Source organism: Aestuariivirga sp., assembly GCF_044238155.1.
Lineage (GTDB): Bacteria > Pseudomonadota > Alphaproteobacteria > Rhizobiales > Aestuariivirgaceae > Aestuariivirga.
In genome coordinates, this window is sequence record NZ_JBIIDX010000113.1 from 1 (window position 1) to 11,855 (window position 11,855).

The following is an 11,855-nucleotide window of genomic DNA, read 5'->3' on the forward strand; positions in this document are numbered from 1 at the left end:
GACGACAGCCTGAAGTGGAAAGCTTTGCCTTTCACAACTCAAGTTAACTTTTGGCGCCCGTGAACCGGGCTCAGATACCCGAAAGAGGGACAGGACATGCAGATCACAACACCACGGACATCGCGTTTCACACGCGCGGCCCTCTGCGCCGTTGCGTGTCTGCTGGCGCTGGGCGCTGGCATGACCGGCAACGCCGAAGCCAGGACGGACAAACCCAATATTCTCGTGATCTGGGGCGACGATATCGGCGGCTTCAACGTCAGCGCCTATAACCGCGGCATGATGGGCTACCGCACGCCCAACATCGACTTGATTGCCGAACAGGGCGCCCTGTTCACCGACTGGTATGGCCAGCAGAGCTGCACCGCAGGCCGCGCGGCCTTCGTGACCGGCCAGTCGCCGATCCGCACCGGCCTCACCAAGGTGGGCCTGCCAGGCACGCCGGAAGGCATGAAGGTGGAAGATCCGACGATCGCCGTGCTGCTGCGCGCCGAGGGCTACGCCACCGGCCAGTTCGGCAAGAACCATCTGGGTGACCGTGACGAGATGCTGCCGACCAACCACGGCTTCGACGAGTTCTTCGGCAATCTCTATCACCTGAACGCCGAAGAAGAGCCGGAAAACCCGGACTACCCGCAGAACCCTGAATTCAAGAAGATGTTCGGGCCGCGCGGCATCATCCACTCATTCGCCAATGCGGACGGCACCCAGAAGATCGAAGACACCGGCCCGCTGACGCGCAAGCGCATGGAGACGGTCGACGACGAGGTGACCGCCGCCGCGCTCACCTTCATGGAAAACGCCCACAAGGCCGGAAAGCCGTTCTTCGTGTGGTGGAACTCCACCCGCATGCACATCTTCACTCATCTGAAGCCAGAGTCCGCGGGCAAGACCGGGCTTGGCATCTATGCCGACGGCATGGTCGAGCATGATGCCCATGTCGGCCAGCTTCTCAACAAGCTGAAGGACCTGAAGATCGAGGACAACACCATCGTGATGTATTCGACCGACAACGGCGCGGAGACCTTCACCTGGCCCGACGGCGGCACCACCATGTTCCGCGGCGAGAAGAACACGCAGTGGGAAGGCGGCTACCGCGTGCCCACATTGATCAAATGGCCAGGCGTGATCAAGCCCGGCACGGTGATCAACGACATCGCCGCGCACGAAGACATGCTGACGACATTTATGGCCGCCGCCGGCAACACCGGCGTCAAGGAGCAGCTGCTCAAGGGCGCCAGCATCGGCGGCCGCGACTACAAGGTTCACCTTGACGGCTATGATCTGGGCCCGGCGCTGAAGGGAGAAGCCGCCTGGCCGCGCCAGGACTTCATCTACTGGACCGACGACGGCAGCGTGGCGGCGCTCCGCTACAACAACTGGAAGATCACCTTCCTGGAGCAGACGGCAGAAGGTCTGAAAGTGTGGCAGGAGCCCTTCACCGTGCTCCGTGCGCCGAAGATCACCAATCTGCGGATGGATCCCTTCGAGCGGGCCGAACACGAGAACGCCATGGGCTTTCAGCGCTGGTATCTGGAGCGCATGTTCCTGATCGCTCCCGCCGGCGCCTATGTCGCCAAATGGCTGCAGAGCTTCAAGGACTTCCCGCCGCGCCAGAAGCCAGGGAGCTTCAACCTGGACCGCGTCATGGAAACCGTGATGGAGACGCAGCCAAACTAGCCGCGAGACGCATTACCCGGGCGCCGGAGCGGCTTGACAGAGCCTTCCGGCGCCCGTTTTGTTGAGCAAGGGTCATCAGGAAAGAGCCGTTGCAGAAAATCTGGCTTGGCATTGCCGTCATCATCTTGAGCGCCGCGGGCCTCATCGCGCCCATCGCCCATGCACAAGAAACAGGTTTTGCCGGCAGCGCCGCCTGCGCTGAATGCCATGCCGCGGAATCTGCCGCCTGGCAGACCTCCGATCATCACTGGGCGCTCAAGGCGCCGGACCCGCTGAGCATGCTGGGTGACTTCAACAACGCCTCCTTCACCCACAAAGGCATCACCTCACGCTTCTTCACGCGTGACGGCAAGTACTTCATCGAAACCGAAGGCGAGACGGGCAAGCCCGAGATCTTCGAAATCCGCTATGCGGTGGGCCACCGGCCCCTGCAGCAATATCTGGTGGAGACGAAGCAGGGCCGCCTGCAAACTCTCGACATTGCCTGGGACGTCAACACCCGCAAATGGTTTCACCTCTATCCGGAGCAGGATCTACCGCCCGGTGACGGGCTGCACTGGACTGGCCCCTACAAGAACTGGCAGGCGCGCTGCGCCACCTGCCACCAGACCGGTTTCGACAAGGGCTATGATTTTGCCACCCGGAGCTATCACACGCAGTGGAAGGAACTCACGGTGGGCTGCGAGGCCTGCCACGGTGCTGGCGCTGCGCATGTGTCATGGGTCCGCAAACGCGAGGGCGCCGACCCCTATCAGAGCGCGGCGCCGAAGCTCGGGCCCGGCCAGCAGGCCAATGAGCTCGATGTCTGCGGCCCCTGCCATGCGCGGCGGGAGGCCTTCTCGCAGGTTCAGCCCCCGGCTGGCGCGCCGTTTCACGACAACTACGCGCTGTCGCTGCTGACCCCCGATCTCTATTTCGCTGACGGACAGCAGAAGGAAGAAGTTTTCATTCTCGGCTCCTTCCTGCAATCCAAGATGAAGGCAAAGGGCGTGACCTGCTCCAACTGCCATGAGCCGCATGGCGGCGGCCTGGTGGCCGAGGGCAATGCGGTGTGTACGCAATGCCATAACCCGGCGGGGCGTGAAGAGTTCCCGACGCTGCGCAAGGCGGATTACGATACGCCTCTGCATCATCGCCACATGCCTGGCAGCGAGGTGGCGCAATGCGTCACTTGCCACATGCCGGAACGCAGCTACATGCTGATCGACCCGCGCCGCGATCACTTTTTCCGCAGGCCCGACCCGCTGCAGTCGCAGGCAGCCGACGCGCCGGATGTGTGCACCGCTTGCCACACCGGCAAGGATGCGAAATGGGCCGCGGAGCAGATCGCGCTCTGGCATCCGGCGGGCGACAAGACCTGGCAGGACCGCTCCGCTTTCATCGCCTTCACCCAGGGCGACCGGTCGCAACAGACGCTGGCCAGCCTGCTTGACTATGTCCGTGACATCGAGCGGCCGGGCGTCGTGCGCGCCACCGCGCTCAGCATGATGGGTGGCAGCATTGCCCTGCCCCCGGCCGATGCGGCGGCGTTGCTGAAGGATTCCGATCCCCTGGTGCGCGGCGCGGCGGTGAGCGCGTTGCGGTCACTGGAAGCTCAGGAGCGTATCGCACTGTTGCGCCCCCTGCTTGCCGACCCGGTGCGCAGCGTGAGTCAGCGCGCCGCGGTTGAACTCGCAGGGGCCGGCGTTGCCGCCCTTCCGGGCGCGGATGACAAGCTGTTCACCGACGGCCTGCGCGATTTCCTCAACGCGCGGCTTGCCAATGCCGACACGCCGGAGAGCCACATGGCGATTGCCGGACTAGCCCTCACGCGGCGGCAGTGGCAACAGGCGGAAGCGGCGTTTGCCACAGCTGCCGAGATGGACCCTCAGCTCGCCGAGGCATGGATCATGCAGGCGCGGCTGCGGTCCGCCTCGGGCAATCTGGATGGCGCGGCGGCAGCACTCGAGTCCGGCCTCAAGGCCCAGCCAAGAGATATCAGCCTGCGGCTCGAAGCGGCGGGCCTTGAGATGCAGCGCGGGCGGCCCGAAGCGGCCATCGCCGTCTACCGCCAGGCCCTCGAGATCGACGGGCAGCGCCCGGACATCTGGGTGGCGATGGGCGTTGCCGCGCTATCGACCCAGAACCTCGACCTGGCGCTGTCGGCGGCGGAAAGCGCCTCGAAGGTCGATCCGGCTTATGCCGAACCCCATCTTCTGGCGGCCATTGCGCATGTCCGGCGCGGTGAAACCGAACCCGCCCGCGCCGCGGCGCAACGCGCACGCGAGCTTGACCCCAGTCTGGAGCTGCCGCCGGAGATCGCCCGCCTGCTCAGATAGGCCTGGGATGGTGCTGGTGACGGATCAGCAGCGCTGATCCGACCGTCATCAGAGCGAGCATGGCCAGCAGCGCAATCTGCTCAGACCCCCATGCCGAAACCACCGCGAATATGGCCGGGCCCATCGCCGCGGCAGCACGGCTGACAACTGTTGCAAGGGCAAAATAGGCAGGTCCGGCGCCATCCGGAACGATTTCAGCCACGAAACCGCGAAACGCTGACATGGTTGCACCAAGACAGCAGCCGATCACGGCAACGGTAACGGACGGCACCCAGGGACCGGAACCAAAAGACAGAAGCAGCGGCACGACACACCAGGAGCCAAGAAGGATGCTCAGTGTGATGGAACGAGACCAGTTCGTCAGGAGAAAGCTCCAGAACACTGTCGACGGCACGGCGAGCAGATGCAACATCAGCAGGAGCCAGAGCAGATCAGCCAGACCCTGACCAAAGCGGTTGGCCAGAATTGGCGCCGTGAAGGTGACGATCACGGAGATGCCACAGCTGATCAACAGCATTCCTGCAAGCAGCAGGAACAACACACGATGGCGACGCCAGTTCCGCAGAATTGCCAAAGGTCCGGAAATCTTGGCCAGTGCCGACGCTGACGGGATCTGCAGGCGGGCAAATCCAACGCGCCACATCACCCACAGCGCAATCATGGAGAGCACGGTGCTGATCAGGGCGAGCAGGCCGATACTGAAGGCCAGAACCTCTGCGCTAGCGGCGCGATCGGCCACAAATGCCAGCAGGATCACAATGCCCAGCAAACCACCGAGATAGCCGAGACTCCAGCCGAAACCAGACAGTTTCTGGACGCTGCCCGGTGGCAGCAGGTCGGGCAGGAAAGATTCATACACCGTGACTGCCGCAAAGTAGAAAGATTGCGCCACCACGAAGCTCAGAACAGCGACGGCAAGCGGGAGTCCGGGAAGCAGGGCGAGGACGGCAAGAGCCACCACAAGTCCGGCCGTGAACAGGCAGAGAAGGCTGAACCGATGCACCCGGCGCGACCAGACGGCTGAACCCAATGCGGCGAGACTGCTGAAAACCACCGCAGCGGCCACCACTGCGCCCCACGCCGACGTCGGGTTGGCGAACCCATGCAGCCGTTCGGTAAAGTAGAGCGGGAAGAGAAGAACCGGCGCGACCCCGACATATACCGAACTCGCAATGTCGTAGCTGGCCCAGGCCAGCGATCGACGGTTGAGCCAGCCTGGCCCAACTCTGGCAGTTGAAATGAATTTCACTCGAAATGTGCGTGGCAAGTCATTCGAACAGATCGCCTGCCTCTATCGTCCATCCGGCAATGAAGCATCCATTAACAACCCCCCGCAGAAATCGGAAGCGGTATTGCGCACCACCATCATGCAACTTAAGATATTTGTTTCTATAGCTGCCGTGAAACCCGTCCAGCCTGAACTCCAGTGACCCGAGGAATAGACATGCCGATCATCGCCTCTCAGTGGCCGCTCGCCTTGCGCCTTCTGCTTTCGGCCACACTGGCCACGGTCATCATGGCCGCTGCCCAGCAAGCACGGGCCGAGACGCCGCCCGAAGCAATGCGGGTGGCAGAGCAGGCAGCTCCGCCCCTGACTGAGGCCGAGCTGGACATTCTGGTTGCCCGGATCGCCCTCTATCCGGATGAGCTGGTTGCGCTGATCTCGGCTGCTTCGCTCTATCCCTTGCAGATCGTCGAGGCTCAGCGCTTTCTTGATCAACGCGCAACCAACAAGGACCTGCAGCCCAAGGCCAGCTGGGATGGCAGCATCATTTCGCTTCTGAACTATCCCGAGATCGTCAAGATGATGAGTGACGATCTCAACTGGACCCAGCTCTTTGGTGAGGCGATCCTCAGTCAGCAGGATGACGTGCTGGGCGCGATCCAGCAACTGCGTGAAGAAGCGGTGGCAAAGGGCGTGATCAAGAGTGATGACAAGATCAAGGTATCCGAGGAGAGCGAGACTGGACAGCAGAACATCGTCATTCAGCCTGCCAGTTCAGAGGTGATCTATGTTCCCCAGTATGACCCAGCCATGCTGTACGAACCTGGCTATGCATATCGGCCGATCGGCTATTACCCCTATCCCTATCCCTATTACTGGAATCCAGCCGCCACTTTCTTTGCAGGCGCGGTGACTGGAGCCATCTGGGCTGCCACTGTCGACTGGAACGACGGTTTCTGGGGTGGCCCGTGGTACTGGAACAATGGCTGGGGCAGCAACAACGTCGACATCGACATTGACTGCAAGGGATGCATCATCGGCAGTGACTTCAGCGGCAAGCTCAACATCAATGATGTCGACTGGCGCAGGATTGACCGCAGCAAGATCAACTTTGACAAGTCTGCGTTCAACAAAATTCCGAAGAAGGACATCGCAGGAACGCTGAAGGCAACCGACCGGAACAAGCTGACCAACAAGGCTGGGCCCATCAAGGCTGGCCGGCCGTCAAGCCTGCCGGGAAAAGGCACGATCAATGCCGACGACATCCGCAGGAGCACGCTCGACAAGATGAAAAAGCAGCCGGTCAGGGACTTCACGCCCAGCACCAAGATGACCCAGTCCGGCAACAAACTGCAGCCACCCGACCTCAAGCCCGGCCAACTGGACCTTGATCGCCCGGTGGGAAAGCCAAAGCCCGGCCTTGCACCGGAAAACCGGCCCAGGACGCCCTCTCCCCTCGGCGAGGTCACGCGCGGGCGCGATGCCGACATCCAGTCCCTGCGCGGCAACAAGTCGATGGGCGGTGGCATGAAGCGTGATGCGATTGGCGGCAGCGGTCCGAAGAAACTTCCCAAGCACAAGATGGGCGGCAGCGGCCGTGGCCGTCACCGCTGAGCCAAACCGGCAGGAGAAACCGACATGATCAAGATGAACCGTGCCTCTTCCCTCATCATTGCGCTGGCCGTGCTCTGCCTGATGGGTGCGGGTCCGGCGCCCGCTCTGGCATCTGACACGAAACTCGCCACCTATCTCGGCGATCGTCCGTCAGTTTTCGAAACACCCGAGGCTGCTGCCGCGGCCTTCAAGGACGCGGTGGCGCGAAATGATCTGCCAGCGCTTGCCGTGCTTCTGGGCCTCGATGCGGAGAAGCTGGCAAAGGCTGACAACATCAGCGAGACGCTGCAGCAAATCCACAAAGCAACTGCCGAAGCAATCACGGTGGAAGACGCTGACGGGCAAAAGGTGTTGAACCTTGGCGAACAGCTATGGCCATTCCCCTTTCCCATCACCCAGGACCCTGATGGAAAATGGAGCTTCGACACAGTCACCGGGCTGGAAGAGATCTTGAACCGCCGCATTGGCCAGAATGAGCTGCACGCGATCGAGACAGCGCGGCTCTTTGTCGAGGCACAAATGGCCTATGCAGCCGAAGACCGCGATTCAGACGGTGTTCTGGAATTTGCCCAGAAGCTGGTGAGCCGTGAGGGTGAAATGGATGGCCTGTACTGGCCAGTTGAGCAGGGCGATGGCGATAGTCCCGCTGGTGCAATTGACCCGGCGGCCCTGGACAAGGCGAAGGCGGGAGAAGGTTATTTCGGCTACAAGTTCAGGATCCTCAAGCGCCAGGGCGACAATGTCGCCGGCGGCGCCCATGACTATGTGATCAATGGCAACATGATCGCAGGCTTTGCGCTCATCGCGTGGCCCACCAGATATGCCGAGACGGGGGTCAACAGCTTTGTCGTCAATCAGGCGGGGATCGTCTATGAAAGGGATTTCGGTCCCGACACCGAAAACATCGTGGCCAAGATCAAGACGTTCAACCCCGGTGATCTCTGGCAGGTGACCAAGGACTGAACGCAGAGACCTGAACTGGCAGATGGCCCCGCGCCGTGTGACCAATGCACAAAGTTGGCTGCCCCGGCGCGGACCCTCTCCTATCCGTCTGACTGCGCCCCGAAGCCTGGAGTTGAAATAATTTCGACGTCCGGAGGGTCGCGGCCCGGGCGCTGCCCGGGCATGCGTTAACCACTTGGTAAGCATGTTCAAATAATTAATTTCTCAAGGTTGCTTGCGCGAAGAGAGTGCATCTGAAGGTTGTCCAACCGGATAAGCTGAATGCTCTCAAGACGTTGATCTGCCTTCTTGAATGGGGACAGGTGGTGCCAGTTTCAAAGACTCATATCACGGAGCGTGCCCGCGACGCGGTCTTAAGACCTGCGGGTCCGGTTCGGTCATCCGGTACGGGCTGGCCGCCCTCTGGACCAAGCGGTGGCGCCATCCCCCGCACATCCTACCCTGCCTTGGTGCGGCCAGTGTCGGACGGCCACTCGCATGACCTGGCCAGTCATATTGCCAACAGACCGAACGCCTCGCTGGATCGGGCCTCATGACCACTGTCGCATCACACTGCACCAGAGACGAAGAACAAACGTCAACTGAGCTCAGAGAACAGCTCATCCGTGAGGAAAAATCGTGACCCCGGGAAATACAGAGCGGAAACTGCGGGAGCTCATCCTTGCAAAAGGAGGACGCGACAGGGTCATCTCCGCCAGAGATGAAGAAGACCTGTTGCGCATTGCCATTGCCGAGCTGAACCTGCCATTCAGCCGGGCCGAGGGAATCATATTTGCCGTAGCCGAAAACACCGGGATCGAAATCGAAAGCGACGTCGACCGAGCGGCAGAAGCCATGGTGGTTTCTCTCTCTGCAGGATCCGGAGCGATCTCTCAGGATCATTTTGAAATCATCGTCGACTACCTGTCTGACAAGCTGCGAGTTCCAAAACCGATTGCCCGCAATCGTGCAAAGGAACTGGTGGAATCGAAGAACGTCGTTCCTGCACGCAGCGGAATTCTGCAGACGACCTTATGGTATCGACGGATCGGACAATAGATAGCCCCACTGCCCCTTGCTTCGTGACGATGCCGGCCTCCGGTCCGCTTTGCTCTGAACCAGATGTAACCAGTATGGCAATTGCTTCTTCATGCCATTGCTGTGTTGTTTTCCAATTGTGCAACTGCCCAATCTGCACCTCATGAAGGTTTGGGTTTGCATCACGGTTGAAAACTCCGCCGCCATTCGATCAAAGCAAAAAACTCCAAGCAGTCGTCGTCACACATCGTGTCAGGCAGGCACAATCGCGGCATATCAGCCTCGATATTCGATCAGGCCGATCAGACTTTCTCGGAGCAGAAGTATTTGAGATGAAAGGGCTGACGTTGCCGGCCAGCCAGACCAGCTCCTGTCAGAGGCCCATACGTCCAGCAGAAGCTTCAATGCGGTTCAGTTTTGCCAAAATCCAAAAATTCAAACCGTCATTGGAAAGCCTGGAGTACCGATATCTTGCTCGCTGGAGCAGCCAGATGAAAGTCTGATGCGCTCTACAACCTGTTATGTGAACAACGAGCGTCCCGCCGACCAACAGAGACCTACTCCCTTGGTCGACGGGCCTAAGATGCTATATGGAGAAGTATTTCAAACCCAGACTAATCGCTGAATATCTGTTGGTATCGACTTACTTATAGTAGCCAACGCCACATCCCAGATCGCCAATACGGGTAACGAAGGACACCTTGGTTTGGAGCTTGTCGTCCATGGGCTCAGAGAACACATAGGTTACCTCCGTCACTTGCCCTTCTGGCTTTTGTACCGCGTCGAAGATTTCCAGACCATATTTCTTACCAGACGGATCTACGAGTGCTCGCTGATCAGTCCCGAAAATCCCCTTGGCATTGGGATTCGGAAAAGGAAGAATCGTGCCATCCGTCGCATTGAAGCAAAATGGATAGATGTCACCATTCAGAAATCCATCTTCACCTTTTGCAATGAGCTCAAGCGCCTTTGTCTTATCAGTCGTTATAGCCTCAATCGTTTTTTGGAGCATCGCCTTGGCATCAGCAGCAGTGCCATGCTTGGTTTGGTCAGCCAGCGCCTCACTTGCAAGTCCAGCAAGGATCGCGGCAGTCACAAGAAACGTCTTCAATTCACCCTCCACTTGTACATGGCACTGAGTCGTGCCTCAATTGCCAGCATTACGCAAAGTATACTTTACTTACAATCACCAGAATTTGACGCTCTTTACTGAACAATAAGCATGAGGATTGCCCGGCATGACGCCTGTAGAAGTCGATGACGATCTGCCGACAGACCTTGCCGCAACCTAGAGAGCGCCCACCAGCAAAGTGAACACCACATCTGAGCGGCATAGCTATTCCGACCCCCGTAGGCTTAACCCTTTACGCACCCCGAGCCAAAGCCTGGTGGTTCGGCAAAAGCCTTTTCCGAATACGGGCAACTAACTCCTGAACATGAGGAGGCTGATGAAGCAGGCCGTGAGGACCTGGCAGAATATCGATGGTATAGTTTGATCCATAAATCTCGTCGAACCTGGAATAGCCGTCCTCGAACCGGTTTGTTGGATTGAGAAAGCTATCTTGTGAATAATAAAAAGCCAGATCGCCATCATAACTCGGAAATCTTGCTTGCTCGATGAGCAGTAGAAGGTCAGGCTTGAAGGGATGGCTGAGTTTACGCGCAATGGCCAGCGCAATTGTCGCACCTTGGCAGAAACCACCGAGAAGTATTTTTCCCCTAGGACGCAACGACTGAATTTCTTCGCAATAGTGGCTGCTCAATGACTCAATGTTTGCAGGCGTATAGGACATGACAAGATGGCCCGACCGCATGCCATGAACGCGAAACTCCTCTCCAAGGTGCCGCGAGAGCATGACCATTTCTTCCTCGTACTGGACGCAGATGAAGAAATCGATCGGAGCATCTTCCTGACCCAGTGATCGAATGAGACTCTGCCCGGTTGACCTTTGGCCTTCCCACGTGTTGGTCAGGTAGTTCAATTTCCTATAGATATTCGATGCGTAGAACCCTTGTGCGCCTTCCTGTTCATGGCCAGCTTCACGCTCCCATACCATCTCGCTAAGAATGACGGCCAGATTAGCGACCGTTGATATCTTGCCGAGCTGGTCTGGGGAGATTGGAAATCCGACTCTGCTCTCGATTTCTGCGATCATCTCAAGCATCTTGAGCGAGTCGCCCCCAAGGTCATCAAAGCTGTCATAGACTCCAATTGGCTCCTGGCCAATGAACAGCTTCTTCCATATTGCAGCAACAAGTCGCTCGGCATTTGATCGCGGAGGCTCGTACTTCGGGCGAACAGACCTGATGGAGTGAAATGCTGCCAGCTGGGCGTGTCTGTCTTTCTTTCCACTTGCCGTGGTCTTGATTTCATCAACAATATGAATCTGCTGCGGCAAGAGTCCTGCAGGCAGCCATCTTGCCAACTCCGCACGCAGAAGATCTTCTGAAAGCGCTGCGCCATGGTTGGCGGCAACGACAAAACAGATGATCTGCCTATCTCGTGCTGCTTCGTGGAGGCAGGCTGCGGCCTCGCGTACGCCTGGAACCGACAACAGTATGTTTTCTATTTCTTCAAGTTCAATTCGATTGCCCCGCAACTTTACCTGGCTGTCACGTCGTCCGATGAAGATAATTTCACCGTCGCGCCGCTGTCTCACCAGATCGCCAGTGCAGTAGACCCGTTCCTCAACACCTTCGAGTGAGAGGATACGGAATCTTGCTTCCGTTTCCTCGGGAGCACCGAGATAGCCCTGCGCGATTCCGACCCCGGAGAGACAGAGTTCACCAACGTCACCCGGCTGCACGGGTCTGAAATCCTCGCTGAGGATGAAGGTCGAGAGATGGGCCAGGACTTTGCCAATCGTTATCTCCGAATTAGGCTGGCAAAGCGCTGCAGTTGAATAGATCTTAGCCTCTGTCGGGCCGTAGGCATTGAAGAACTGCCTGTTATGGGCCCAGCTATTCACGAGTTCTGGCGGACAGGCCTCACCCGCTGAAATCACACAGCGCAGGTCAGGCAACTCGGACCTCGGCAT

General features: G+C 58.9%; 8 protein-coding genes. 5 read left to right on the forward strand and 3 right to left on the reverse strand.

The window, feature by feature from the left end:
- Nucleotides 1–96: 96 nt before the first annotated feature.
- Complete coding sequence (locus ACILRN_RS12065; protein ID WP_395688610.1) at nucleotides 97–1,680, forward strand: arylsulfatase; 1,584 nt, start codon at nucleotides 97–99, stop codon at nucleotides 1,678–1,680.
- 89 nt (nucleotides 1,681–1,769) lie between these two features.
- Entirely contained in the window at nucleotides 1,770–3,998 is a 2,229-nt protein-coding gene (locus ACILRN_RS12070) for a cytochrome c3 family protein (RefSeq protein WP_395688612.1), read from the forward strand.
- Here the strand turns inward: ACILRN_RS12070 and ACILRN_RS12075 are convergent.
- A complete protein-coding gene (locus ACILRN_RS12075; RefSeq protein WP_395688614.1) occupies nucleotides 3,991–5,247 on the reverse strand; it encodes an MFS transporter in 1,257 nt (418 codons plus the stop codon). The two genes, ACILRN_RS12070 and ACILRN_RS12075, sit on opposite strands and share 8 nt — an antisense overlap.
- 195 nt (nucleotides 5,248–5,442) lie before the next feature.
- Here ACILRN_RS12075 and ACILRN_RS12080 point away from each other — a divergent pair, with 195 nt between their 5' ends.
- The 3 genes from ACILRN_RS12080 to ACILRN_RS12090 all read left to right on the forward strand — a co-directional run bounded on the left by ACILRN_RS12080 (nucleotide 5,443) and on the right by ACILRN_RS12090 (nucleotide 8,838).
- On the forward strand, nucleotides 5,443–6,837 hold the full coding sequence (locus ACILRN_RS12080) for a DUF3300 domain-containing protein (RefSeq protein ID WP_395688616.1): 1,395 nt from the start codon (nucleotides 5,443–5,445) through the stop codon (nucleotides 6,835–6,837).
- 24 nt (nucleotides 6,838–6,861) lie between these two features.
- Complete coding sequence (locus ACILRN_RS12085; protein ID WP_395688618.1) at nucleotides 6,862–7,800, forward strand: DUF2950 family protein; 939 nt, start codon at nucleotides 6,862–6,864, stop codon at nucleotides 7,798–7,800.
- A 714-nt stretch (nucleotides 7,801–8,514) separates the two neighbouring features.
- Nucleotides 8,515–8,838: a hypothetical protein gene (locus ACILRN_RS12090; protein ID WP_395688620.1), complete on the forward strand. Its 324-nt coding sequence runs from the start codon at nucleotides 8,515–8,517 to the stop codon at nucleotides 8,836–8,838.
- A gap of 622 nt (nucleotides 8,839–9,460) precedes the next feature.
- Here the strand turns inward: ACILRN_RS12090 and ACILRN_RS12095 are convergent.
- Nucleotides 9,461–9,928, reverse strand: a complete 468-nt coding sequence (locus ACILRN_RS12095; protein ID WP_395688622.1) for a cache domain-containing protein — start codon at nucleotides 9,926–9,928, stop codon at nucleotides 9,461–9,463.
- A gap of 253 nt (nucleotides 9,929–10,181) precedes the next feature.
- Nucleotides 10,182–11,855, reverse strand: a 1,674-nt coding sequence (locus ACILRN_RS12100) for an AMP-binding protein (protein ID WP_395688624.1), incomplete at its 5' end; no start/stop codon positions are given.